Raw genomic sequence first — 26,565 nt, 5'->3', positions numbered from 1 at the left:
TCAGTTTAGCAGAAGTCGTATTTATCAGATCGTATCTTTCACTATCCTCCAGTGCTGCTTATCTTTTTTTGGTTCATCATCATCACCGGTCTCAAAATTATTAGAGCCATTTGTTTCTGAAGATCCATCTGCATTCTTTGAAGATTCTTTATTGTTTGGAATTTCAATACTTTGTTGTTTCTGTTCTGTCATGTCAGAAACAGATTCGGTTCTTTCACAAGACTGCATAGCTGTTAGACTTAAAAGTGAGATATACTTTTTCATTTTTTTAATAATGGTTTTAAAATTTATCCCGGCCGGTTGTTGATATTGATTAGAATTCTGATGTCGAAATTAGGAGGGTTAGGGAATTAAAAAAAACTATTGTTGCATCAATTGATACATTAAATGTCACTATTGATCAATTCTACCAACAAAATTTATTTGTATATCATTGATAATCAGTTTATTGTTTTGATTGTAAAGTTTGAAAAAGCGTTTAATTGTGTCTTTTTTATTAAATTTGAATATATCTTATCATAATGTATTATTGTAATAGAATTTTACCACTATTGTTCACTTTGTTTGTGTTTATGACACAAGGTAAAGAGATACAACAACAATCTTACAAGGAGATTTCCCGATTGATCAATTCCTACTCAGAGAATGACGAAAGAGCAATGGTTTTTGTCAAAATGTACATTGACAAAGCAAAAAATGACCATAACCTTAAAAAACTAATCCGAGGTTACGAAGAAGCCATCTATTACAGCAAAGAAACCAGCAGAAAATTATCATACGCTGACAGTGCCATTGTCACCGCTGTAAAATCAAACGACCAGGATCAGATCGCAAGAGCCTACGCAGGAAAAGGAATTATTTATTACTATAATCTAAGACAATATAAAAAAGCTTTAGAAGAATATTTAATAGCATTCAAATATTCAAAAAATTCAAAAGATGGTTACCTTAAAAATAAGATCATCTATCATTTGGGAATGATCAAAAGCTATTTGGGATACTATAAATATGCAGCCTTACATTTTGAAGAGACAGCTGATTTTTTTGAAAAAAATGCCAAACAGAGTTTAGATCGGAACATCAGGTTCAATAATGAATCAGGTTATTTTAACAGTATTTATCGCTTAAGCACTTGTTATAGAAATCTGAAATTATATCATAAGGAAGACTCCCTCATTAATATTGGGCTGGAAAGGCTTCATAACAACAGCGAGCTGATGATTGAGTTTGGGTACTTCCAGAAAGGAAGGGGAGTGCAGTTACTTAGAAAGGGAAAAGCAGATGAAGCATTGAAGCACTTTAAAGTGTCTCAAGATATTCTGAGCAACAATCAGGATTACGCTTCCTTGACGAGCGTCTATTTTTATATAGGGAAACTATATAGATCAAAGGGAAACAGAGCTGAATCGTTAAACTATTTTAATAAAGTTGATTCGCTGGTTAATAAATTTTGGTTTATTACCCCTGAGATCAGATCAAGTTACCTGTATCTGATCGATGATGCTAAAAAAAATGGGAATTCTGAACGGAAGATATATTACGCGGATCAGTTGTTAAAGGCCGACTCCATTATTAATGCTGACTTTGTGATGCTCACGGACAAAATTTATAGCGAGTATGATACGGACAATTTAATAGAAGAGAAGAAGCAGATGATCAGAGGTCATCAAGTTATTTTATATTCTTTCATTGGTGCGGGACTGGTAATCTTGTTTTTTTTAATTTGGAGGTTCAGGAAAAGAGAAAAGGAATTGAATGCCAGGTATCAGGAAGTGCTGGAAAAATTAAATACCTCAAAAGAAACCATTACTTTCGACGTCATAGCACCCGCTTCATCTGATGAAAACAGTTTAGACTTATACAGTTCAGAAATTATCGAGGACATCAAAACAAATCTAAAGATTTTTGAAGACGAAAAACAATTTCTTCAGCAGAATTTAACACTTGACATTGTTGCCAAAATGATAGGAAGCAACCGCACCCATTTATCGTATGTACTCAATGTACACTTTGATGTAACATTTCCAACATACCTTAAAGCTTTAAGAATCAAATATATCACCAATTTACTTGTAGAGGAAACTATATATCTTAGTTATAAAATTGAAACACTCGCCAAAATATGCGGGATGGCGAACAGGCAGATCTTCTCAGCACACTTTCTCGAGATCAACAGTATCAGGCCTAGAGATTTTATTAGAATGAGACAGGAAGAATTAAAGAAGACCTGACTTTATTATTTTTTAGCCCGATTTTTACGTTAACAAAAAATTGAAAAACGTATGAACGGACAAAATTTTAAAAAAAAAGTGGATCAGCTTTGGAAAGATCTTACAACGGCAGTGGATCAGATCAACAGAAGTGAGAATGATATTGTGATTCGGGCAGAAGAAATTCTGATGGAAACAGACGCTTCTATAAGACAATTGAAAGACCTATTGCGCCAATATCAATTTCCGGACTGGAGTAACGAAATATATTTCTTTAAAAATACCAAACCGCAGTTCGTAGCAGTTTATATTTACTACTCCAAAGTGCTTGCCATAGAAGCCTCAAAACCCTATGCTGATTCGCAGGCGTTAAGATCGTATTATGAAAACGAGAGATCCAATCTTTTATATTTCTATAATGAGCAAAGAGAATTCATCAGTTATTATCGTCGTAAATCTACATACTTGGACAAAAAATATTTCGTTCGGTTCAAATTTGATTTTAAGTTGAAGCTCAGTCCGGAATTGTACAGTTATGATGAGGAATTTTCCACTTCCCACGACCATATTGTGTCTCAAATAATGGCAAATGATCTTCTTGAACAATATTTAACAAATAAAATTGATTCAAAAGACAGTAAAGAAAACTCTATTGACCATATTAAGAATCTGGAATGGACAGCCCCGAAAGTTGCCCTTATTGAGCTGTTGTATGCACTTCATCAAACGAAGTGTTTTAATGGAGGTCATTCAGATCTGGCGGAAATTTTCCGTTGGGCAGAAAATTCATTAAATATTGGTTTAGGGAATTATCATAAAACATTCAGCGAAATACGGTTAAGAAAAACGGATAGAACAAAATTTCTGTCATTGCTTCAGCATAATTTTAATCAGTATTTGGATGACTTAGACCTATAGGAGAACAATTAGTTTCTACACATAATTCTCCAATTTCAAATAAGACCATATTCTATTTTCACCTATTAAAACTTATAACATCTTAAGCTGCCTTAATCTTGATGTACTATAAATTAAGAGTCCTTATCGTTTATAATTCCAACAATTGACCTATGAAATAGTATTTCATAGGAATTGTAATTGTAATCTTTCGGTAGTATCGATAAGCTACCGAAAGATCTTCTGTGTGATTTATTCATAGAGAAACTTTACACACACCATTATCAAAGAGATTTCTACTTAGATGATAGTTAAAAGTACTTCAAGCTAATTTGAATTCGATCAAGCTAATTCTTAAAAATGTCGGGAAAACTATAGTCTTAATGGGAAGGAATAAAAAATTTATATAAATATTGAATTATAATCCAATAAAAGTGTTGCTTATCGCAATGCATTGGAGGTTTTTTTTCCAATTTCAAAAAAAATCAGTTTAATCACCAGTAACCATTGATCTAAGACTCTTTATCCAAAGGGTGTACAAGAGAATCTTTCGGTAGTACCGAGAAACTACCGAAAGATATTAAGCGTGATTTTGAAATTTTGTCGAACAAAATAATTGACAAATGGCAATATCTATTATCACCAAGGAAGACCTTCAGCAATTCAAAATTGAACTATTGGAAGGCATTGAAATATTACTCAAGGGTAAGACGACAGAGCAAAAATTATGGCTTCGGAGTTCTGAGGTCAAGAAGCTGCTTAACATATCTTCAGGAACCTTACAATATGCATTACCTTGAATTAATGCAGCGGTTTTGGGATTTCAACCAAAAAACATCAATTGGAACAACGGGAATTTCAATGTATTTATACCTGCTGAAAATTGGTTCTGACAATGACTCTTGTGATTTTCAAATTTCAGATGTTGTCATAAGCATAGAATTAGGAGTCACTCGGAAAACAGTAAAATCCACTAAAGAAAAGCTCCGAAATTTAGGATTAATTCAATACCAAGCTACAAGCGGACTTGCGTGTAAATACAGGTTAATAGGAGATTATCCTTCACAAATTTCTAGCCCTGAAATGGTGAGTAAAGAAGAAATTGGAAAGGAAGAATTGATTCAAAAAACAGTAGAATCCGGAGTTTCATTACTTACAGATCGTCCCGTTCAAAATTTTTCTGAAAACACCATTGATCACGAAATTGAAAGCTATTTATTACAAACAATACAATCCTCACAAACACAAACAACAAATCAAAAAGGGAACGATGAAAATATTCCGTCTTTGGAAGAATTTATGACGTATGCGGAAACATTAAAAATTTATGAGCCTGAGTTAGATCCTGAAATACAATCGAAATATGAAAACTGGAAAAACAATGGCTGGAAAAATAGTTCTGATAGACCCATTACCAATTGGAAATCTTCATTGAAAAGTACGTTACCTTTTATGAATAGTCAAACGGAAAGCCATCAACTTTCACTTCAATCCATTCCGGATATAAAACGTCCAAAATCCCAAAACGGCAACCTTTGAAACCTAGGCAAATGTCTAGGATAAGAACACACTAAAAAATTGAATTATGACACTATCAGATTTAAAACCCGGTCAAAAAGTAACCATCAACGGAATGCTTGCCGAGTACAAAGGAATTCAAAAAGTGAAGATCCCAAATTTCGGTAAAGTCGAGAAAAGGGTCTTTTAAGGTGAAGGAATTAATATTTACAAATATTACAGTATTGCGGACGGTACTAAAACGATCGAAAGCGAGATAATCAAGTTGATATAAAATTACAAATCGATTTTAATCAATTTAGAATATAAGGAAGGAAAATAAAGACTGAAATTTTAAACCAAATTGAAGCATTATTATGGCTGTACCGGAAAAGGATTTACGGTTGATCCGCAAGAATTTTGAAAGTAATAATGAAGTAAATCCTGAGAGAATTCGGTTGGGAAACCATTTCGTGGACGATTTTATTTTCGAAGGTCACGAGGCTGCGGATATTCCCATCAATGCTCTTAGGGTGATATTTAATATTGTTTCTACCATCAGCAATGAGCAATTCCGGCCTGAAGACCGACCTAAACAACTCTCCTTGTTTGATGAGGAGTTTGAAACTGAGAACAATATTTTCGCTTCCTTAAAAATCAGGAACAGCAAAATTTCACCAAGCGGTTCTACTAAGCAAGTGGTAGATGCTTACGAATTTCTTACGAAGTTCAAAATGAGCTGGTACAAATCCACTAATTCCAAAGGCAAGGAAATCAAAACTTTTGGTGGACTAATTTCTATACCTAGTTATGACCAAAGAGGTTACACCACGTTTTTAATCAGCAGTTATTGGCTTAAGAAACTAATGGTCATCCCGGAATACAATTACGTTTTGTATAATTTGGTGTACAATATCAGGAACAATAAGCATATTATTTTCGCTATCTGGCTTGCAAAACTGCCTGAAAACGGAGCCGTTTTAAAACTGTCTACACTGAACAAAAAATTTGGATTGAAGTATAAAACTTCCAAGGATTTTTGTTTCAAATTTTTGAAGCCTGCAAGAACCAGTTTGAATACATTCAACACGCTTTCATTCAATTACAAGTACAGAGGAGATTCAATCTTTATTATTCCTCATTTAACTAAAACCATTTTGAACAACAATTTATCTCGTAACACAAGAGAACAATTAGAATCAAGCGAAGCATATCTGAACCATACGGAAAAAATAGCACAAAGATTAAGTTACATCAGGAAAAGATATGGTCTGCACGAAAATGAAATGCTCCAGTTTTCCCATCAATACAGAAACGTTCTACAAACCAGAGTTTTGATAGAAAAGGCATTCAAAGAATTTATCCGAACTGCTCGATTGAAGGAAATTAAATCTACGGAATTTCAGGGGAAATTATTTCTGAATGAAATTCAGGAACACATTATACAAATTTATCGGCGTACAAAAATGGGAGAATTATTACCAAATGGTTACCCGATAATTATTTGAATTCGGAATTGCGCTCACCGGAATTCGGAATTGCGGTCACTGAAGTTAAGAAAATGTTAAAGTGCCAAAATTTTTGAATGATATTTCGGAATTGCGGTCACTCCGAAATTCAAAACCCACTAGAAATATGGATAAGCATAAAAAAATGTGGATAACTACGAGTCTTGTATTAAAAATGAATGAAAATAGAATGTTGAATTCGGAATTGCACTCACCCGAAAACTGTTGTTTTTTCGGAATTGCTGTCACTCTATTTTCGGAATTGCGCTCACCAGAATTCGGAATTGCGCTCACCGAAAAAGCGGCTCAAAACCTTTACTATAAGACGATACAATGCCTCATTAAAAGTATATTAAAAGTAATTAAAAAGTCTTTTTTTTATTAAAAAGGAAAATGTGGATAAAAAATTTGCTTTAAAAAAGAAAAAAAATGAATTGCGAAGAAGTAAAAGAAAAAGTGAATATAAGAAAAGTTTTGGAATCGTTCAGCCTTTTTCCTGCAAAAGAAAATCGGAAAACTGCATTTTACTTTGCGCTTGACAGGGAGGAAAAAATCCCGAGTTTGTCTGTTGATTTTGTGAAAAATAAAGCATTTGATTTTGGAACCGGGAAAAGTTATGATGTGATTTCAATAGTTCAGCAAATGAATCGATGTTCAGTTTCTGATGCTTTGAAGTATCTTGAAAAATTTGACTTCTCAGTTCAAAATAATACTCAGATTGAAGAAGCTGTCCAAATCAAAAATTATCAAATCATAAAAGTAAATGAAATTCAGCACCCTGCTTTAATTCAATATTTAAAATCCCGAAAAGTGTGTGAACAAAAAGATTTGGTAAAAGAAATTGAGTATCGTTTGAATGGTAAGAAATATTTCGGGATTGGATTTTTCAATAATTCCGGAGGTGTTGAAATCCGAAGTAAATATTCAAAAATCTGTTTGGGCAAAAAAGATGTCACTTTGATAAAAAATGATTTGAATAATTCTAATGAAATTGTGGTTTTTGAAGGTTTTTTTGATTATCTGACTTTTAAAAATTTGGAAAGTGCAGAAAGTTCAATTTCAGATTGTTTGATTCTCAATTCTACAGCAATGCTTTTTAAAGTCGATGATAAACTTAGAGAATATTACAAAATCTCACTTTTCCTGGATAATGATGATAATGGAATTACAATCAAACAGGTTATCCGGAAAAACTATAAAAATGTTGAAGATTGCTCTTTGTTGTACAAAGATTTTAAGGATTTGAACGAGTGGTTTTGTGCAACAAAGTAAAATGTAAAAATTCTGAAAATAATTTTAAAGACCAATTAAATTTCAAGAAGTATAAACTTATAAAGCCTTAAAAAAGCAGAATTACCCAATGCTTTATTTTAATTTTCCCACTGTCAATACCGTCTATTTAATCACTTCCAACTGATGTTTGACTTTTTACTATTGCAAATGTAGGACAGCATCATTCACCTAAAAAAATATTTTTGGGTTTCTATAAAAATTCTTTCCACGAGTTCCAATAATTTTTTCAGACACTCCTGAATCCTTCGGACAAAAATATTTCGAGCCACAATCCTCCAAAGCTTTGGAGGATTGTGGTTTTATATGCCTGATACTTTCCTATGATCATCGGCAAAGAAAAAGACGGAACCTCAGTTATACGAATCAATTAAATCGCAGACGGTCTTTGACATCAACGGAAAAAACAACAAAATAAAACAACAAATAATTCTGCTTTTCCAATTGGATATAAGCAGTAAAAAAAACGAGTGTCCTCGAAACCAAATCAATCAACTCGAAAATTTTAACAAACTCGAAAATAATTATTAACAATCAAAAATTAGCATTATGAACATCGTAGGCAGAATTACAAAAAACGCAGAAATCAACACTTTAAAAAATGACAAACAGGTCGTTAATTTTTCAGTAGCCATCAATGACAGATTTAAAACCAAACAAGGCGAACTAAGAGAACAGACCACTTATTATAACTGCTCCTATTGGCTAAGTGCCAACGTAGCTAAGATTTTAACGAAGGGAACATTAGTAGAGCTTATAGGCAGAGCAAGTGCTAGTGCGTGGATTGGAAAAGATGGAGAAATAAAATCGGGACTGAATTTTCATACTTCCAATATCAAAGTACACGGAGGCGGAAAAAAGTCTGACACAGAAGAACAACCAGCTTCACAGCCACAAAAGTCCAATGCTTTTGCGGAAGATACGGACGATGATTTACCATTCTAAAAGCATTCAAATATGGAAGCACAATATAACTTTCAGATGAAGCCAAAAAGTGATAAGAATGATTGGGAAAAGGTGGAGGTCTTTTCCCAATTCTATTGCGAGAGAACGACAGCAATACGGTATGCAAAAAGTCTTTCAAGAAAATTCAAATCAGAAATCCGTCTTACAGAGGGAAAAGACCCTTTCAAAACAAGCGGAACATACATTTACGAAAACAACAATTAATACAACAAATATTATGGCAAATTGGTGCAACAATAAAGTAACATTCACAGGAAATCAAGAGGTTTTGGACAAAGTCTCGAATGTATTTCAAGAAATGATAGAAAAGGAAACTAAAGGAAATATTGGACAACTGCCCGATTTTGTCAAGAGCAAAAACGGTCACTTCTTTGAAATTTATCGAAGTGAAACAGATGAATGTTCTTTCAATTATGAGACGAGATGGAGTCCAAATATCGAAGTATTATGGATTGTTGCAAATCATTACGATGTCGGATTTGTATTGAATTACGAAGAATCTGGCTGTATGGTTTTTGGCAAGACCATATGCGAAAACCAAATCTTACAGGATTATTTTCTCAATCAATGTGACTTTCAAGACTTCATCTACAATGTAGATACAGATTGTTACGAATTCGAAGGTGAAAATTACGATTACAAAGAGGAGATTATGAGAATCCTATTAGACAGGAAAATAAATAATAACAAACAAAAAATTGCATAAATGAAAACATCACTTCAACAAACAGAATATTTACTGATAAAAACAATAACCAACAGTGAATGGGATAATGGCGATTTTGCCATTATTCACATTTCGGGAGAATGGCAAGAAATCCAAAAGAAAAGGCTCGAATCCGTACAGCCTTTGGAAAATGATTATGATTTAAAATGGCTGAATTATGCCGATACCAATGTAGAGTTTTTCAAATTTTCGGAAGAAAATTATCCCTAAGTTGAAGAATGGCTTTCGGAGAGAAGCAGGATTTTTATCGAATTGGAAAAAGAGGATTTGAAAAAATTTTTGCAACCCGAAAATAATCTGAATTGCTACCAAATGCAAGTCTATAAAAACGGAAATGCCATTTACAACGCTTTTGGAAAACAGACAGGCGAAGAATTTTGGACAGAAGAATTTTCATTATATCAATTAACTCAACAACAATGAGAGTAACAGACTTAAACGGTTGCAAGATTAAAGTAACCAATCTTGATGAAGCTATCCAAATTACAGCAGAGTAAGGAATATGAACATACAAACAAAGAATTTTCAGAATTAGATAAAAGACTGAGAAGGTTTTGGAAAGATATGTACGGAAAACTACTAAAATCAAAACAATATGAGCAATCTCGCAGACAAAACGGAGTATAAAGCATTGAACATTATTGCCAAAATGGTAAAACAATATGAAAAATTACACTATTTGGATATGACCAAAGAAGATGATTGGAATGCCACAAACGCAAGAAACCTATTACAGAGCATTATTCAAAATAATGAATATAAAATTAATTATAACAGAAATAGTAAAAAATCAATTTTAAAAACAAAATTATGCAAACCAATTTTTTCAGACAGATAGGCAAACTCAATCTTACAGGAGATTTGCAAATCACACTCCGACAAGGGGCAGAAAACAGTTTCGTTCTTTCCGTATTGCTCAACAATGAGCAATGCGGAGACGAGGCAAGGAAAACGATTCCGCCACTCAATTTAAGGGGGACAGCGGAAGAATTGGACAACGGATTTTTTGAAAGTATTTCGACACCATTGCAGACCGCATCGGGCTTAATGGTAGATATGGAAAGTTTTATGAAACAGGTCGAAGAAGCCAAGAAGAAATCGGCAATGGAAAAGGAGAAATCCGACAAGGAGAAAAAAGAAAAGGAAGGCAAAGATAAAAAGTACAAAGAAGCCTTGCAAAAAGCCGAAGAACTCGAAAAAGACGGCAAATACAAAGAAGCGTGGTCAGCTCTTCCAAAAGTATCGGAATTTCCCGATTATGCTGAAATCATCCGCAAAAAGCAGGATGAATATGAGAAACATTTTGCACCAAGCCTATTCTCTGAAACGACCAATGAAAATGTTGAATCTTAAAAATATTATAAATGTTACTTGCAACCCTATTAGACCGAGTTTTTATACTCAAAGATAACGGACAGGAAATACGTTTACCTGACCCTGAACCAAAATGGAGCGTAGAATCAGTAATGAACTTTTACGCCAACACGTACCCGATACTGACCACTTCAAAAATTTCAGCACCGAAAATCAAGGATGATGCTGTTGAATATCAATTTGAAAGTGTGATGGGAACAAAAGGATAATAAATAGTTGATGGTTTTTGGTTGACAGTTGATAGAATTACAATCTAAAAGCTAACAACCATCAACCATAAACTGACAAACAAAAATAAAATGAATGCAACGAAAAACCATATCGGGGACAATTCAACCTCCCGAAGAAAAAAAACAAAGGCAACTTCACTTACAATTGAGGGAATACGCACAATGGATGCATCAGATAAAAGACAGTTCGGAAGTTCAGAAAGACCAACGGAAATCCGTTCCAATCTCCCAACTTCCAATGCTTTTCTGAGAACCTGCTTTATGCCGAAATTAAAGGAGAATGAAATAACAATAACACAGGGCAAACGTAAGTCTGCTAAAACAGAAAGGGATTTTTATAAGTCCCTTTCTCAATTAGCAAAGCATTATGATATAACCCCAATGCCGACACAGCATTTTAATTATCCATACAATATCAGCCTTGCTTTGAGAGATATTGAAACGCAGTTGAAAACCAAGACTGAAAATTGGCAGAGTGTTAGGCTGATAGAAAAAGGGAGTAAGACTTGCTTTGCAATAGAAGAAAGATGCAACACAGGGGCAACCTTGTTTTATGTTCCCGTCGTACCGCTTTATCAATTGCTCCGCAATAAGGTACACAGAAAAGCAGCTTGCTTACTATTGTCCGTATGCACTTATCTGTATAGAAATGTAGATATTCCATATTACAGACAGGAAGATTCTTATCTCTATTGGAATTACGAAATGCTTACTGATTGGATAGAGCAGGACGAAGAAATAGAAGATAACCACATCTGCAAAAAAGAACTTCAACGGGCGGAAATCATCGGAGATATGATGGGACAAAAAATTTCCAATGCTAAGAATCTTCTTTTTTTTGAGCAACGCTTGAAACGTTTTATACCGAAAAACAGGTTTGATAAAGAATGCCTTCAATTGGCAGAAAAAACCTTTAAACTTTATTGTGATTACCCTAATGAAAGCATTTTCAGAAATGCCCACTATAATAATGCAAACAAGCCCTCAGAAATGGAGGGAGATGACAATTATAATGAGGAAACTGTTATCGCAATGGATAAATATATTTCCTTTTTTGCCGAGAGTGACGGATTGATTTATGATAATCTAACGAGTATGGTCAATAATGAGTTCAACGAATATGCTGAAACACAGCAACCAATGATTTTTAAAACCTTTGACGGAAGTGATATATTGGATAAAAACCTTGATTTTGAAAATCAGTTGTTTAAGGTCTTAAACGAATTGTGCCGATTGCTCAACTAATCTGTGCATACACGGCGCAAATAATTCAATTATAAAAACAAGCTATGAGAAATACAGCCAATACAATTAAGAACGAAGAAACCGACATAACCAATAATTTTGGAACACTTTACTATCCTAAATCAGCACTGGTCTTTTATGAGACAGAAGATTATAATCGCGATGGTTATGTTGAACATTTTGATATTGACCCTAATGGAAACCCTGTCAATGCCCACCCTTTGACTGTAAGGGAGGCACAACGACTCTCCAAATCTTTAAATATTCAAAATAAGAAAGAAAAAGATTTTCTAAGACCAAGTGGTATTATTTCTGAAACTGTACTATTTATAGATACATCGGAAAATGGAAAAGTGGTCTGGTACACAAAAGCACAGGAACGACAGTTACTATTTACCGAAAAGCTTTCCATTCCAAATGGTTTAGCGAATGTGCCACCTTTGCTATGGTGTGCCAATAAGCAGGGAATGAAAATATTCGCATTGGAGACAGACCAACGCCCCAATACAGATACACCACTATTTCACGCTCCGTTCTTTAATGTTTACGAAAGCGGAAGTGTTTGTATGGGAACGGTCGACGTAAACATTAAAAGTTCCGCATCACTCGAAGAGTTTACTAAGAAATGGGAAAACTATTTTTTCAATTCTTATTTCAGCCATTTGGTCAACAGCCATAATCCGATTAAAGGAAACTTGGTAATCCCTTGGAAAAGCCTTATTGATTCAAAAGAGCCGTTTCCGACAGATATTCTAATCAATTCAAATCTAACTTTAAAAAATCTACTCTAATGATACAATCTGAAAAAACAAAAGTCCATTTTACCGATAATAGCCTTTTAAATCCTACCAATCCTGTAATGGTAAACCTCATAGGTGCAGGTGGTACAGGTTCTAAAGTATTGACCGCCTTGATCGAAATGAACCATTCATTGATTGAATTGGGACACGCAGGATTACAGGTGCGGTTGTGGGATGATGATATTGTCACAGAAGCGAATCAAGGCAGACAGCGTTTTGCAGAATGTGAAGTAGGATTACCAAAGGCAGTTGCACTGATAAATCGGGCAAACCGATGGTCTGGAACGAATTGGAAAGCCGAAGTCAGAAAGTTTGAAAGAGATTCTTTAGGAAGAATCCAAGAGAATATGCAGTCCGCAATTTATATGTCGTGTGTTGATAATGTCAAATCACGATTTGAAATTGCTGATATTCTGAATGAATTGAAAGAGGGTAGGAGATTATACAGAAACCAGGCTAAATATTGGATGGATTTTGGCAACAACCGATATTCTGGACAGGTTTTGCTTTCTACAGTTGAGAATATAAAACAACCTGATTCCGAAAAATATCAAACAACGTCGAATCTTCCTTATGTGACGGAAGAATTTGGAGAACTGCTTTTGCAGTCTGAAACGCAAGATGATACACCAAGTTGCAGTTTAGCAGAAGCATTAGAAAAGCAGGATTTGTTTATTAATTCTACATTAGCACAAATGGGATGTTCTCTATTGTGGAACTTGTTTCGCAACGGACTGACTGAAAACAGAGGTTTTTTCCTTAATCTAAAAAATTTCCATTCTCAACTGATAAAAATATAAAAAACCGCCTGACCAAAAGTTGGGCGGCAAAAATGCAATTCCTCCCTGCGGTCGGAAACGTATTTTTGCGGAAAGCGGAACAACCCCATTTCTAAAACAATTCCGGACTTTGGCTTTGGTTTGTTTTAGAAAAAAGGTTGTAAGTATTAACTGACTATAGAAAACTCGTTGTGCATAGTTTCAATTAAGCATTAAAATAGTTAGTTGAAACTATGCACTTTCAGTGCAAGAATTTCAGTTTCTATAAATTTTTTATTCGACACAGATGCACAGATAATAAAATGAATTTTTTAATATTTTATTATCTGTGCATCTGTGGAGTTTTTTAAACGAATTTCATTCGTTGTTCAAATCTATGGACTGAAAGTCCATAGTGGTTTAGTTATTTACAACAAGCATTTCCCTCTTGAATAGGTGGGCACTTTACTGTACCGTAACTACAAAACACGCAACAATCTCCCTTTATAGGTTTTAGAGTTGTTTTGCAACTCTCACACTGATAGAAAAATTGACAAGCATCAGTTGGCATTTCTTCGGATTTCTTATGTCCGCAGGTTGGACAAGTTATTTCGGATATTAAAATGATGTCCATTATGAAATAATTTTGCTTTTTAGTGATTTGTAACCAGTAGAGTTGATAGCTTTTTCGATTTGCTCGATGCTGGTTTGTTTGTTGTCGAACTTTACAATTGCGTTGCCTTTTTCGTAAGAAACAATAACTTCAACAATGCCTTTTAGTTTGCTAATTTCTGTCTTTACATGATGTTCACATCCTGAACAAGTCATTCCTTTAATAGTAAATTCAACTTTCTGAATTTTAGAAGTCGAAGTAACAATTGCCGTGATTTTTGTCTTCGGAACAAAGATGTGAGCATAACTCGGAAATGATAGAAGTAAAACTGATATTACGGTAATACTTCCTAACAATGATTTCGTTTGCATAAAATTTTGTTTTTGATTTGTTTCACAATTACAGTCAATTTGTTTTTGAGGTTTCAGTTTTTGATACCAAGCAAAGCCAAGAACTAAAACAGTCATACCAATAAAATAAGGTCGAAAAGGTTCGAGCCACGAAAAGGTAGAAGCAATTCCGCTTGAACCCGCAACTATAGCCAAAATTGGCGTAATACAGCACAAGGACGAAGCAATTGCTGTCAAAAGTCCTGCACCGATTAATTTTTTTTCTGTTTTCATATTGCTTCCAAAATTTTGTTTTCGTTAAGGATTTTGAAAAAAGGTTTGAGCATTTTTTCATACTCTTTTGCCAACGAATAGAAAATAGTTTGCGCTTGTCTTTCCGTTTCAATGAGTTTTCTGTCTTTGAGTTTTCGCAAGTGCTGAGAAACTGCCGAAATGGTCATACTGAGAATATCGCTTAGGTCGCAAACACAAAGTTTCTTTTCTTCATAAAGAAGAAAAAGTATTTTCAGTCTTACATTGTTACCCGCTAACTCAAGTCCGCTGGATAAATAATCAACTGTCCCTTTGATTTCACTAATCCGGTCTTTGCAACGCATTATCTGCTTAACGTCCGCCTGCTGCCTTATACAAGAAAGATTATCCATAAGTACAAAGATAAGCAAATTGTTTATTTAAGCAAATACTAAAATACAAAAACATCTTTTTATACATTTTCATAAAAGGATAAAAGATTTCCGTATAAGTCTAATGCTGCAAATTCTCTTGTGCCATAATAGGTACTTTCTATCTCTGTTTTTTCATTGTGAAGCACCTCTTTTTCTTTTAGCTCTTTATACAGCTCTTCAACTCCTTTTACTTCAATTCTGCAACTGTGTGTTCCTGCTAAAAAGCTTTCTGCCCCACTACTAATCGGTTTTAGAAATAGAAAAATGCTTTTCCATTTCCAACTATAATTGCAGGAAGCCCACAAATGCAGTTCTATGTTGCCCCGAACCAAAATTGCAAAAGTGTCTTCCTTGTGCCGACAATCAAAACCAAATTTGTCTTTGTAAAATTGAACTGCTTTGTCAATTTCCCTGACAGGAAATGCGGGTGTTGCCTTTATCAGTTCTATCATTGTCATGTGCAATTTTAAATTGTAATATTGTGGTAAATAGTTGAGACAGCTCAAACGGATTGAAAAAACGTTTTCGGTTTCCTGGCTTAGCTGTTTATCCTTTGTTTTAATAATTTAAAGATAACCCAATACCCCAGCCCATATCGCTATCATAATGTGTACGAATACCCACATTTTTATTGATAATATATTTTAGCTCTGTCATATATTCCATATCGGTGTTGACCATAAAACCAGCCCTCAATCTCTTTGTGATGGGAATATCTTCACGCATTAAAGAAAGACGTACAATTCCATCGTGATATACCTCTGCCTGAAAGTTTACTAACATTGGTAATGTGTACATAAAGCCCAAGCTAATAGCTCTACGTGTATCTTTTTCATTTTTCTGTCCGAATAAATTGGTTTCGTGTTCATCCATACCCATTTTACGATACCTCCAATCAAAACCTATAAACGGCATAAACCATTGCATTTTTCCAATGTACCTTCCTAAATGTGTTTCTACTTCATAACCGTGCATATCGTTATAGCCTAATCGCCATTCTGTCCCTAAACTCCATCTTGAATTCTGAAGCATCGCATCACCATCATTTCCATTGCTAGCAAAATCATTCTGAGCCATTAAGTGTGGCATATTGCTTTCTCTTTGCAACATATTATATGCTTGTTTTTTGTTAGGTAAATTCGGATTTTGATAATCGTCAACTGCAAATACCCTGTTCATTCCTGACATCATATGATAAAGGATATGACAGTGGAAAAACCAATCTCCTTCTTCGTTTGCTAAAAACTCAATGGTATCAGTTTCCATTGGCATTATATCTATAACATTTTTTAGTGGTGATTTTTCGCCTTTGCCATTGATTACCCTGAAATCAAAACCGTGCAAGTGCATTGGATGGCGCATCATTGAGTTATTATGAATGGTAATTCGTAGAATTTCTCCTTTTTTCACAGGTATTTTATCAACTTCTGAAAGTATTTTATTATCCATACTCCACACATAACGGTTCATATTTCCGGTAAGGGTAAATTTCAATTCTTTTACTGGCGCATCTTTAGGAAGTTCCGTATTGGAAGGAGATTGTAGCATTGCATAATTCAGCGTTTTGATTTCTCCCAAAGCATTTGCATTGTAACGGTTGGGATCATTTTCCATATTCATATTGTGTTGACTATGGTCTTCTTTTGGTTTTGCCTCTCCAGTAATTTCAGGATACATTACCACGTTCATATCCATTTGGTTCAGGCTCATTTTCATTCCCATATCGTCCAAATCTCCATTCATCTTCATCATATCGTTCATCATCTTCATCCCTTCAAAATATTTTAATTTAGGAAGTGGTGATATTAATTGTTTGATGCCATTGCCCACAAAATAACTTGCGGATTGTGTTCTGTCTTCAGTAGTAGCTAGAAACTGATAAGCAACACCATCTTCAGGAATTGTTACTACAATATCGTAAGTTTCAGAAACCGCAATGATTAATCTATCTACTTCCACAGGTTCTACATCATTACCGTCATTTGCAACTACGGTAATTTTACCGCCTGCATACCGCAACCAAAAATAGGACGAAGCACCACCGTTTGAAACTCGCAATCGTACTTTATCGCCCGCTTTTAGCGTTTTGCCGTCCACCTTTTTTAAATCGGTCGTATGGTTTCCATTGATTAAAATTTTGTCATAATACACATCGCTTACATCCATTGCCAACATCCGTTTCCATTCGTTGGTTAGTTTTGTTTTGAAATGTCCTTCTCTAATAGCTTCTGCATAAGACTGTGTTGCATTTTTTTTAATAGCTGCCCAATCGTTGGCATTATGCAGCATCCTGTTGATGTTGTCGGGATTAAGATTTGTCCACTCGCTTAAAATGATGGGTACAGTCGGCAAATCGTCAATTCCTTTTCTAAAGGTTTTATCATCATCCTTTTTCTTCATTATAAAACTGCCATACATCCCAATTTGCTCCTGCAAACCAGAATGTGAGTGATACCAATGCGTTCCGTGTTGGATAATTGGGAAGCGATAGGTATAGGTTGTGCCTGCCTTAATAGGTTTTTGTGTAAGCCAGGGCACACCATCTTCTTTGTTGGGCAGGAACACTCCGTGCCAATGCAATGAGGTACTTTCTTTTAATTGGTTATGTACAACGATTTCGGCTGTATCGCCTTCGGTAAAAGTGAGCGTTGGCATTGGTATTTGACCATTTACGGAAATGGCTCTTTTTTCTTTGCCTGCGTAGTTTACAAGCGTATCTTTTACATACAACTCGTAACGAACTACTTTTTGTGCAAAGAGAGATTGCGAACATAACAGTATAAAAACTGCTTGCAGCAACCTGATCGTAACATTTTTAGGTATATTCATTTTGATATTTTTTTTCTTGAAACTTAATCCTGCTCTTTTAGCCAATTGGTTAAAACTTTGATTTGCTCATCATTCAGTTTTGTGTTTTTATGCATCATTGTATATGATGCTAAGGGCATTTGTTTAGTTTCGATTTGTTCTTTAATTGAGTTTAATAATCTTTCCTGCTTCCTATTTGAGTATGTACCCCATTCGTTGAAATTCAAATCCTCTTTTGCGTTTTTTATGTGGTTTTCTACTAATGCTCTCATAGGTTGCACATAGTCGTACCAAACATAATTAGTATTGTTACTATGACAATCGTAGCAAGAGGTTTGAAGCATCGCTTTTACTTCAACAGGCATTTTATACGCTTGGGTAAAATCGGTTGTGTAAACCTGCCCTTTATCTACATTAAGGGCAGGCTGATAAAATTGAATAGCAATAAAAATAAACAGCACTATTGTCAACATTATCTTTAATACTCTCTTCATTTTTAGAACTCTTTTTTTACAGAGCCACAGGTAAGCATCTTGCTGCCATAATAAGGATTTTTGATAGTCTTAGCTTCGTTAATCCAAACCGCACCTTTACCATCATTGTACATTGGGCAGTAGTCCTGATATAATTTTTGGGTAGTTCCAAATAATGTGATAAGGTCAGAAACGTCTTTACTTAGCGATGCTAAATGCTCTCTCTGGTGGTCTATTTTACCAGCATTGTCACTAATATGCTCTGCATTTTCTTTGGCATTTTCCGCTATTTCCATATATTCTTTATGTTTATTCGCTGGGATAGCGTTCATATCCACATTTTTTAAGGTAGTAAACAATTGCTTTCCTGCATTAGCCGCTGCTTTGTCATTATCTGCAACAAGTGCATTTTTTAAAGCCAAATAATCCTTAATTATAGGTGCGACAGTAAACTTTTGAGCTTGCTTCACATCGGACTTTTCTGCCTCTTGAGAAGATGTATCCGTTGAAGTAACAGTTGCTACCGTATCATTGTGTGTAGGTGATTGTAACTCCGGAGTTGCAGCAATTGTTGTGCTATCATTAGCTTGCTGGTCGCTATTTTTATTTGAAGATTGATTGCAGGAAATTGTTACCGCTGCAACTGTTACTAATGTAATGATTGAGAAAATTATATTTTTCATTTTATTTATTTTTGATATTATTGAAGAAATTTGTCTTATTTATTTGTTTTCAAATTCATTTAGCTTACGCTTCATAAATTCGATTTCTTGTGCCTGTGTTTCCAGTATGTTTTTTTGTAACTGTATCAATTCGGGGTCGGTAAGCTTAGCTTTTTCAGACATCAATACTGCTGCTGCGTGATGCGGTATCATACCTTTTACAAACTCTTTATTTCCCACAAATAATTGCTCCCGAATACCAAACCAAGAAAAGATACCAATCGCAAGGGAAACCGTTATGATTGCCCAGTTGATTTTTTTGCTTTCATACATTCCTTTCATTATCAATAGTTCTATAATCAACATTGCAGAAACCATCAGCAAAGTCATATACAAATTATTGATGTTCAGGATAAGGTTCTGTAAGCCGTCAATCATAGCATACATAATGAAGTACATAGCTATGAACATAGCAACAGCCATTACAGCAAAGCGTTTGTACATTGCTAAAGAGTGATTAGTATTATGCTTTTCATTCTTATGGTTATGTTGCATTTCGTGTTGGTTTTCCATACTTTCCATAACAATAGCGTTTTATTTGTTATTAATAGTTTCCTGTACGCTACCGCAAGTAAGCATTTTGGAGCCGTAATACGGGTTTTTAATTGCTTCTTCTTTGCTTAGCCAATTTGCTCCTTTACCATTATTGTACATTGGGCAATGTTGATAATAAACAGGTGTTTCTTGTTTTGAAACTTTGGCTAATTCGTACATATTATTAGCCAGTAAAGCGAAAATTTCTCTTTGTTTGGTAACATCTTTTGCTATAGCAATTTTTTCTGCATTAGCAGTTAAATCTTTCATTACTTTCATCCAAACGGTATGTTCTTCGTTGGAAAGTTTTGTCATTTCTACTGCTTTAATGGCTTTTACCAATTCGGTAGCTTTTGCGGAAGAAGTACCTGCATCAGTTTTTACCAACGCATCTTTCACTGAAAAATAGTTATTGAAAACGGCTTTTAATTGCGGTACATTTTGTGTTTCAGTGGTATTTTTTTGAGCCATATCGCTTTGGTTATGGTTGGCGTGTTCATTTTTCATATCCATACCTGCATCTCTGGTTTTTGCAACTGGTTTTAGTTCCCTTTTATACTGGCAACAGTCGGATAATTTTGCATATACATCATCTGGAGCCAAAAATTTCTCACTGTCATAACCTGCTAAGGCAATGCGTTTCAATATTTCGTCCTGATTTGTTTTTTTACCATCATAGTTGAGTGTAGCAATCTTGGTATCTTTATTCCAATCTACCGTGGCTACATTTTTTAAATTTCCTGCTTTTTCGATGGTTGTTTTACACATTTCGCAGTTGCCATATATTTTTACAGTTTCTGTTTTTGCATTTTTGATTTGTGCAAAACTGTTTACGGCTGATAGTAATACGATGATTACCATCAATATTTTTGATATTGATTTCATTTTTATTTTTTTTAATTTAATAAGATATACGAAGAGTTTGCGAAAACTGGATTCAGCTTTCGACAAGGCACACGTATGGCTAACAAGCCATCGTTTTAGCTTATTTTAGGTGGTTGCCAAATGGAAGAGTAGCCTGAAGAATAGTAGGCTTCTTTGAAACCGAATTTTTGCTTTTTAATTTCAGCAAAAGGGTTAGCTGTTTTTAAATCTATTGGTATTGGTAAGCTTACAGAAGATGAAGAAGTGCTACATCCACATGAACTGTGCTTACAATTGCCGTCGCAGTCGTGACCATTTTTGCATTTTTTACAGGACTTGTCCTTGCAACTGCTTTTATGTTCTGCTTTTGCAGATTGATCTTTTGAGCAGGACTTTTGCTCTGTCTTAGTTGTTTTTTTTGCACAAGCATAGCTTATGCTTGGCATTAGGAAAAAGCCCAAACATAGTAAGATGACAAAGCTGATATGTTTACTCAAATTTTTCAACACTACAAAATTATGAAATTATTTCTTTTAATTGCTATATTTTGCACTTTCGTGAACTGCAAACACAGAATTATAGATAAAATATCTAAATCACTAGTCTGCCTAGTCCTTTTTATGCTTATTAAAATAAATATACAGTTAATTACCTAAAGTGTTTGTTATAAGTTAAATAACTAAACAGGTTATTAGGATAAGGAAATTATCTTTGTTTAATGGTTCTATCTTAAAACCTGCTTTCTGTACAGTTTCAATTACCTGTTCTTGTGTAATTCCTTCTGATTTTACGGTAAGCACCTTGTCTTTAGTTGTATCTACTTCCCAATGGCATATTATACCATGGTATTATCCAAATGAGGTTTTACAGATGCTACACATCCACCACAGTTAATATTTGTTTTGAATCGTAAGTCTTGATTATTCTTTTCCATTTTGTTTATTGAATAATTCATTTAAAGTTTAAAACTGCGTAATCGCAATGCATTTACGATTACCGATACAGAACTTAAAGACATTGCTAAAGCTGCAATCATTGGAGATAATAAAATTCCGAAAAACGGATATAAAATACCTGCTGCAATTGGAACACCAAGCACATTGTAGAAAAAGGCAAAGAATAAATTTTGCTTGATGTTTTTCATAACAGCATGGCTCAAATTTTTTGCTTTAACGATACCTAATAAATCGCCTTTTACTAAAGTTATTTTGGCACTTTCTATGGCTACATCAGTTCCAGTTCCCATAGCTATTCCTATATTGGCTTGTGCTAATGCCGGAGCATCATTTATACCATCACCAGCCATAGCTACAATTTTCCCTTCTGCTTGTAAACGTTTAATTTCGTTGAGTTTATCTTTGGGTAAGCATCCTGCTTTATAGGAAGATAAACCTAATTCATCCGCTACTGCTTTGGCTGTATTAACATTGTCGCCAGTAAGCATAATTACTTCTACACCTTGGAGCATTAGTTCTTTTATCGCTGCTGCACTCGAAGTTTTTATCGCATCGGTAATTGAAACAAAACCAACTGTAACATCATCAACAGCAATGTAAGAAACCGTTTTACCAAGTTTTTGTTCTGCAATAATTTTGGTTTCTAAATCGTCAGAAATAGTTGCCTTAACCTGTTCCATTAGTTTTTTATTGCCTAATGCTACTTTTCTATTGGTAACCGTTCCTGTAACTCCTTTTCCTGTAACATTTTCAAAATCTTTGACTCCAATTAATGAAATAGATTTTGTTTTGGCATAATTGACTACTGCTTGTGCCAATGGATGTTCACTGTATTGGTTTAAGGAAGCTATATTTTGCAATAAATCATCCTCGTTATTAGTTGATGCGTAAATTTTTTCTACAGAAGGTTTTCCCTCAGTTAGCGTTCCTGTTTTATCTGTTATTAAAACATCCACCTTATTCATATTTTCTAAGGCTTCGGCATTTTTAATTAATACTCCAGATTGTGCTCCTTTGCCCACACCCACCATCACAGACATCGGCGTGGCTAAACCTAAAGCACAAGGACAAGCTATGATTAAAACTGCAATGGCATTTATAAATCCATAAACCTTCGCTGGTTCTGGACCAAATAGTGCCCAAACAAAAAAGGTAATTACTGAAATGATTACTACAATGGGTACAAAATATTTAGAAATACTATCGGCTAATTTTTGAATGGGTGCTCTTGAACGAGAAGCATCGTTAACCATTTGTACAATTTGAGAAAGTAATGTTTCAGAACCTACTTTTTCGGCCATCATTACAAATGATTTGTTCCCGTTGATTGTTCCCGAAATTACATTATCGTCTTTCTTTTTGTCAACGGGAATTGGTTCTCCTGTAATCATTGCTTCATCAATACTGCTTTCACCATCGGTTATTTTTCCGTCAACTGGAATTTTATCTCCTGGTTTTACGCGTAATAAATCACCTTTCTTAATATCATGAATGGAAATCACTTTATCGCCCCCTTCACCAATCAAAGTAGCTTCGGTTGGTGCTAATTGTAATAACGCTTTTATAGCTCCACTGGTTTGGCTATGTGCTCTTGCTTCTAACAATTGTCCCAACAAGACCAGTGTAATGATTACTGTTGCTGCTTCAAAATAAAGATGAATGGTTCCGTGTTCGGTTTTAAATTCTTCCGGAAAGATATTCGGAATCAGCATTCCTACAATACTAAACAAAAATGCAACTCCAGTTCCTATTCCGATAAGGGTAAACATATTTAGATTCCAAGTGATTATGGATTTCCAAGCTCGTACAAAAAACATCCAACCAGCATAGAAAACAACAGGAATTGAAAACAGAAATTGCACCCAGTTCCACATGTTGCTGTCCATTATTTGAAATAACGGATTGTTATGTACCATTTCCATCATGGCAATAATAAAAATTGGCACCGTAAAGAGGGTTGCAATTTTCATTTTTTTAAGCAAATCCAGATAGGTTTTTTTTTCTTCGGAATCGCTTGGTTCCATGGGTACTAAATCCATTCCGCATATAGGACATGAACCCGGACTATCTTGAATAACTTCGGGATGCATTGGGCAGGTGTACATCGTTTTCTTTACATTCAATTCTGCTTCTTTTACCAAATGCATTCCACAAACAGGGCAATCGCCAGCTTTATCATAAGTTTTATCGCCTTCACAATGCATTGGACAATAGTATTTGCCTTTTATATTGCTAGTCACTTCGATTGTTTTTTTATCATCGTGAGAATGAGCAGAGCAGCAGGATTTTGCCACTGGTTCATTTGTCGTGGTATGTTGTGGGCTTTTGTTATTGCTCATTTCTATGGTATATTTTCCAACAGCGGTTAATGCTTTTTGCAATTGTGTAGTTGGAATGTGTCTATCCATTGTCAGGGTAGCTGAGTTTTCATCTTTTGAAACTTCAACATTTGTCACATTTTCAACCTTTAATAAAGCTGATTTCACCTTTGCTTCGCAACCTCCACAGGTCATACCTGTTACTTGATATTTGTGTACCATTTTGTATGAGTTTTATGATACAAAGTTCCGTATTGTTTCCATTTTTTCGTTGTGGAATTTTGGGAATGATTTGTAAGATTTACTTAGACCTTATCCAAAGGTTTTCTTTTATCCTCTCGTATTCGCTTGAAATAACTTGGGGTAAGTCCTGTTACCTTTTTGAATTGGTTGCTTAAATAGGCTACACTTGAGTAATTTAAACGGAAAGCAATTTCACTCAAAGATAGTTCATCATATACCAATAATTCTTTTACCTTCTCTATTTTTTGGGCAATAAAATATTTTTCGATAGTAGTGCCTTCAATTTCTGAAAATAAATTAGAGAGATAATTATAGTCGTGGTGTATCTTGCTATTTAAAACATCCGACAAATTGTATTTTGTTTCGCCATCCTGATGATGAACGAGGTCAATAATAATATTTTTTATTTTTTCTATAATTCGGCTTTTTTTATCATCTATTAATTCAAAACCTAATACAGTCAGTGCTTGCACTAAATTGGTTTTAACGTTTTCAGCTAATTCTTTATCCAAGGTAACTTCTCCCAGCTTTATATTTTTCACAGTCAATCCAAGCTTCTCCAATTCATTCTGCACTACCATAATACAACGGTTGCAAACCATATTTTTTATAAAGAGTGTTGTCATATATTTTGTGCTTTATTTGAAATTAGCTTAAAATAAGCTCTATAAAATTACAATTAATATTTTCTTGTAATTGTAGAACAGTTGTCAATTGATGTATTTATCCACTGCGTTGTCCAATTCTTCATTTTTAATATTGCTTATATTTATATCTGCCAAATGGAAAACTGGTCAAGTAGTTTGCTGACTTTCTTTATATCATTTCTTTATTCAAAGCATCAATGAGCATTTTGGTCATAATATTTCTTCTTTAGCCACAAACTTGCACGTACCAATAATATCAGTACAGGAACTTCCACCAATGGGCCGATAACGCCCACAAATGCCTGTGGCGAATGAATACCGAAAACCGATATTGCTACGGCTATTGCCAATTCAAAATTGTTTCCTGTGGCTGTAAATGCGATGGATGCGTTTTTATCGTAAGGAACTTTAAGAGATTTATTGATAAAGAAGCTCACGAAAAACATAAGTATAAAATAGATGATTAACGGTATTGCTACTTTTACTACATCCATTGGCAACTCTACTATTTTATCGCCTTTCAGACTGAACATCAATACTATAGTAAACAGTAAAGCATACAATGTAATGGGCGATATTTTGGGTACAAATTTCCGGTTATACCATTCTATACCTTTTGATTTTACAAGGATGTATCGGCTTAAAAAACCTGCCAAGAAAGGAATACCTAAATATATCAATACGCTTTCGGTAACATCTTTCATTGATACGCTTACATTGAAATTGGCTAATACTAATTTTGCAGGTAATACGTTGATGAATAACCATACTAAAAAACTGTAAGTAAATATCTGGAAGATACTGTTTAATGCAACTAACATAGCTGTATATTCTCTGTTTGCTTTAGCTAAATCACTCCAAACGATTACCATTGCGATACATCTTGCCAAACCTATCAGTATCAAACCTGTCATATAATCGGGTTCATTCCTTAAAAATAAAACGGCTAACCCGAACATTAGCACTGTACCGATAACCCAATTCAGCAATAAGGATATACCAATTACTTTTTTATCCTTAAACGCCATAGGCAATAATGAATAATCAACCTTTGCTAATGGCGGATACATCATCAATATTAAACCTATTGCCAACGGAATATTTGTAGTGCCTACGGATAGCGCATTTGTAATTTTTGAAATACCGGGAAAAATATATCCCAATCCTATACCTACTGCCATTGCAAGGAATATCCATAAGGTAAGGTATCTGTCTAAGAATTTTAGTTTTGGTTGCATCGGCTACATTTTAATCATTGAAAAAACATAGAACATTTCCGTTGCTATCTGTAAACTTCTATCAGCATAGACCTTTGATTGTTCCGGTGTATTGTCTGAAATTTTAGGGTCTTCAAATGTGATAGGTATTCTCTTTTCTGCTCCTGCAATAAAAGGGCATCCGCCGTCTGCCTGTGAACAGGTCATAATAGCTGCAAACGCTGATACAGGATTGAAAGGGCTATCATATTTTTTGGAGAAACCAACAATCGGCAAAGAATTATCACTATACTTTATGGCATATACAGGATTGTCGGTATCTGCTATTTTGAAAATACTTAATCCCTGATGTGTCAATGCTTCTGCCACTTTCGGGAATAATGCCGTTTCTTCTGTACCACCCGAATAACAATGTACCTTTGGGATAACATAGTGTGCTGCTGCTACCTGTGCCCAAACCTGCGATAAATGGCTTCTTCGGGAATTGTGGGTACAAATGAAGTTGATACTTATTTCCTGACTATTGTTTACTTTTTGCTGTACAAAATCTATCAGTGGTCGTAATATATTTTTGCGTTCTTCACTGATGTTTTGAAAAGTAGTAACATTGTTTATTGTTTCAACTAAATTCTTATACATTTTGATTGATTTAA

The 26,565-nt window shown here is 34.6% G+C and carries 31 protein-coding genes and 1 pseudogene; 16 read left to right on the top strand and 16 right to left on the bottom strand.

Annotated features, from left to right (window positions below; translation table 11 throughout):
- Positions 1 to 24 precede the first annotated feature (24 nt).
- Positions 25 to 264, bottom strand: coding sequence for a hypothetical protein (locus EG344_RS05460; RefSeq protein ID WP_040995566.1), 240 nt, complete (start codon positions 262 to 264; stop codon positions 25 to 27).
- A gap of 308 nt (positions 265 to 572) precedes the next feature.
- Here EG344_RS05460 and EG344_RS05455 point away from each other — a divergent pair, with 308 nt between their 5' ends.
- From EG344_RS05455 to EG344_RS05375, 16 genes are all read left to right on the top strand, one after another.
- Positions 573 to 2,231 (top strand): helix-turn-helix domain-containing protein, encoded by a 1,659-nt coding sequence (locus EG344_RS05455; RefSeq protein WP_034976012.1) that lies wholly within the window; start codon positions 573 to 575, stop codon positions 2,229 to 2,231.
- 51 nt (positions 2,232 to 2,282) lie between these two features.
- On the top strand, positions 2,283 to 3,128 hold the full coding sequence (locus EG344_RS05450) for an RteC domain-containing protein (RefSeq protein ID WP_034976009.1): 846 nt from the start codon (positions 2,283 to 2,285) through the stop codon (positions 3,126 to 3,128).
- Positions 3,129 to 3,776: 648 nt separating this feature from the next.
- Positions 3,777 to 4,646 (top strand): hypothetical protein, encoded by an 870-nt coding sequence (locus EG344_RS05440; protein ID WP_164464395.1) that lies wholly within the window; start codon positions 3,777 to 3,779, stop codon positions 4,644 to 4,646.
- A gap of 46 nt (positions 4,647 to 4,692) precedes the next feature.
- A complete protein-coding gene (locus EG344_RS24370) occupies positions 4,693 to 4,815 on the top strand; it encodes a hypothetical protein (RefSeq protein WP_262697904.1) in 123 nt (40 codons plus the stop codon).
- Positions 4,816 to 4,981: 166 nt separating this feature from the next.
- Positions 4,982 to 6,112 (top strand): hypothetical protein, encoded by a 1,131-nt coding sequence (locus tag EG344_RS05435; RefSeq protein ID WP_123908641.1) that lies wholly within the window; start codon positions 4,982 to 4,984, stop codon positions 6,110 to 6,112.
- A gap of 429 nt (positions 6,113 to 6,541) precedes the next feature.
- Entirely contained in the window at positions 6,542 to 7,384 is an 843-nt protein-coding gene (locus EG344_RS05430) for a toprim domain-containing protein (protein WP_123908640.1), read from the top strand.
- A 567-nt stretch (positions 7,385 to 7,951) separates the two neighbouring features.
- Positions 7,952 to 8,347 (top strand): single-stranded DNA-binding protein, encoded by a 396-nt coding sequence (locus EG344_RS05425; protein WP_123908639.1) that lies wholly within the window; start codon positions 7,952 to 7,954, stop codon positions 8,345 to 8,347.
- A gap of 12 nt (positions 8,348 to 8,359) precedes the next feature.
- On the top strand, positions 8,360 to 8,572 hold the full coding sequence (locus EG344_RS05420) for an addiction module toxin RelE (RefSeq protein ID WP_123908638.1): 213 nt from the start codon (positions 8,360 to 8,362) through the stop codon (positions 8,570 to 8,572).
- A gap of 13 nt (positions 8,573 to 8,585) precedes the next feature.
- Complete coding sequence (locus tag EG344_RS05415) at positions 8,586 to 9,074, top strand: hypothetical protein (protein ID WP_123908637.1); 489 nt, start codon at positions 8,586 to 8,588, stop codon at positions 9,072 to 9,074.
- Positions 9,075 to 9,305: a hypothetical protein gene (locus EG344_RS05410; protein WP_123908636.1), complete on the top strand. Its 231-nt coding sequence runs from the start codon at positions 9,075 to 9,077 to the stop codon at positions 9,303 to 9,305.
- A gap of 385 nt (positions 9,306 to 9,690) precedes the next feature.
- Complete coding sequence (locus EG344_RS05400) at positions 9,691 to 9,933, top strand: hypothetical protein (protein WP_028122591.1); 243 nt, start codon at positions 9,691 to 9,693, stop codon at positions 9,931 to 9,933.
- Positions 9,906 to 10,448, top strand: a complete 543-nt coding sequence (locus tag EG344_RS05395) for a PRTRC system protein E (RefSeq protein WP_028122592.1) — start codon at positions 9,906 to 9,908, stop codon at positions 10,446 to 10,448. Before EG344_RS05400 ends, EG344_RS05395 begins: the two co-directional genes overlap by 28 nt.
- A gap of 11 nt (positions 10,449 to 10,459) precedes the next feature.
- A complete protein-coding gene (locus EG344_RS05390; protein ID WP_027379053.1) occupies positions 10,460 to 10,678 on the top strand; it encodes a PRTRC system protein C in 219 nt (72 codons plus the stop codon).
- Between the two features lie 90 nt (positions 10,679 to 10,768).
- Positions 10,769 to 11,944 carry a hypothetical protein gene (locus EG344_RS05385; RefSeq protein ID WP_028122593.1) on the top strand — a complete coding sequence of 392 codons (1,176 nt, stop codon included), beginning with the start codon at positions 10,769 to 10,771 and terminating at the stop codon, positions 11,942 to 11,944.
- A 44-nt stretch (positions 11,945 to 11,988) separates the two neighbouring features.
- Complete coding sequence (locus tag EG344_RS05380) at positions 11,989 to 12,735, top strand: PRTRC system protein B (RefSeq protein ID WP_123908635.1); 747 nt, start codon at positions 11,989 to 11,991, stop codon at positions 12,733 to 12,735.
- Positions 12,736 to 12,737: 2 nt separating this feature from the next.
- On the top strand, positions 12,738 to 13,544 hold the full coding sequence (locus tag EG344_RS05375; protein ID WP_123911761.1) for a PRTRC system ThiF family protein: 807 nt from the start codon (positions 12,738 to 12,740) through the stop codon (positions 13,542 to 13,544).
- A gap of 382 nt (positions 13,545 to 13,926) precedes the next feature.
- Here EG344_RS05375 and EG344_RS24225 read toward each other — a convergent pair whose 3' ends face one another.
- From EG344_RS24225 to EG344_RS05300, 15 genes and pseudogenes are all read right to left on the bottom strand, one after another.
- Positions 13,927 to 14,136, bottom strand: a complete 210-nt coding sequence (locus tag EG344_RS24225; protein WP_072410579.1) for a GDCCVxC domain-containing (seleno)protein — start codon at positions 14,134 to 14,136, stop codon at positions 13,927 to 13,929.
- Positions 14,136 to 14,738, bottom strand: coding sequence for a mercuric transport protein MerTP (gene merTP, locus EG344_RS05365; protein WP_034975961.1), 603 nt, complete (start codon positions 14,736 to 14,738; stop codon positions 14,136 to 14,138). The genes EG344_RS24225 and merTP overlap by 1 nt, the downstream gene beginning before the upstream one ends.
- A complete protein-coding gene (locus EG344_RS05360) occupies positions 14,735 to 15,109 on the bottom strand; it encodes an ArsR/SmtB family transcription factor (protein WP_027381139.1) in 375 nt (124 codons plus the stop codon). The genes merTP and EG344_RS05360 overlap by 4 nt, the downstream gene beginning before the upstream one ends.
- A gap of 59 nt (positions 15,110 to 15,168) precedes the next feature.
- Entirely contained in the window at positions 15,169 to 15,582 is a 414-nt protein-coding gene (locus EG344_RS05355; RefSeq protein WP_198417452.1) for a bleomycin resistance protein, read from the bottom strand.
- 106 nt (positions 15,583 to 15,688) lie between these two features.
- On the bottom strand, positions 15,689 to 17,959 hold the full coding sequence (locus tag EG344_RS05350; protein WP_034742681.1) for a multicopper oxidase family protein: 2,271 nt from the start codon (positions 17,957 to 17,959) through the stop codon (positions 15,689 to 15,691).
- Between the two features lie 23 nt (positions 17,960 to 17,982).
- Positions 17,983 to 18,432: a heme-binding domain-containing protein gene (locus EG344_RS05345; protein WP_072410580.1), complete on the bottom strand. Its 450-nt coding sequence runs from the start codon at positions 18,430 to 18,432 to the stop codon at positions 17,983 to 17,985.
- A gap of 2 nt (positions 18,433 to 18,434) precedes the next feature.
- The gene (locus tag EG344_RS05340) at positions 18,435 to 19,094 is read right to left on the bottom strand and encodes a DUF3347 domain-containing protein (RefSeq protein ID WP_034741371.1); all 660 of its coding nucleotides are present in this window, start codon (positions 19,092 to 19,094) and stop codon (positions 18,435 to 18,437) included.
- Positions 19,095 to 19,133: 39 nt separating this feature from the next.
- On the bottom strand, positions 19,134 to 19,655 hold the full coding sequence (locus EG344_RS05335) for a DUF305 domain-containing protein (protein WP_034741369.1): 522 nt from the start codon (positions 19,653 to 19,655) through the stop codon (positions 19,134 to 19,136).
- A gap of 12 nt (positions 19,656 to 19,667) precedes the next feature.
- On the bottom strand, positions 19,668 to 20,552 hold the full coding sequence (locus EG344_RS05330) for a DUF3347 domain-containing protein (RefSeq protein ID WP_034741366.1): 885 nt from the start codon (positions 20,550 to 20,552) through the stop codon (positions 19,668 to 19,670).
- Positions 20,553 to 20,778: 226 nt separating this feature from the next.
- Positions 20,779 to 20,961 carry a hypothetical protein gene (locus EG344_RS05325; RefSeq protein ID WP_028122604.1) on the bottom strand — a complete coding sequence of 61 codons (183 nt, stop codon included), beginning with the start codon at positions 20,959 to 20,961 and terminating at the stop codon, positions 20,779 to 20,781.
- A gap of 241 nt (positions 20,962 to 21,202) precedes the next feature.
- Positions 21,203 to 21,465: pseudogene (locus tag EG344_RS24220) on the bottom strand (heavy-metal-associated domain-containing protein).
- Between the two features lie 21 nt (positions 21,466 to 21,486).
- Positions 21,487 to 24,027, bottom strand: a complete 2,541-nt coding sequence (locus EG344_RS05315) for a heavy metal translocating P-type ATPase (protein ID WP_123908634.1) — start codon at positions 24,025 to 24,027, stop codon at positions 21,487 to 21,489.
- A gap of 83 nt (positions 24,028 to 24,110) precedes the next feature.
- Positions 24,111 to 24,674, bottom strand: coding sequence for a helix-turn-helix domain-containing protein (locus tag EG344_RS05310; RefSeq protein WP_028122606.1), 564 nt, complete (start codon positions 24,672 to 24,674; stop codon positions 24,111 to 24,113).
- Between the two features lie 215 nt (positions 24,675 to 24,889).
- Entirely contained in the window at positions 24,890 to 25,933 is a 1,044-nt protein-coding gene (gene arsB, locus EG344_RS05305; RefSeq protein ID WP_034741357.1) for an ACR3 family arsenite efflux transporter, read from the bottom strand.
- Positions 25,934 to 25,936: 3 nt separating this feature from the next.
- Positions 25,937 to 26,551, bottom strand: coding sequence for a low molecular weight phosphatase family protein (locus EG344_RS05300; protein ID WP_034741354.1), 615 nt, complete (start codon positions 26,549 to 26,551; stop codon positions 25,937 to 25,939).
- Between the last annotated feature and the right edge of the window lie 14 nt (positions 26,552 to 26,565).

The organism is Chryseobacterium sp. G0162, from assembly GCF_003815715.1.
Classification (GTDB): Bacteria; Bacteroidota; Bacteroidia; order Flavobacteriales; family Weeksellaceae; genus Chryseobacterium.
Note: the sequence above shows the minus strand (reverse complement) of the source record. Positions and strands in the feature narration are given on the sequence as shown.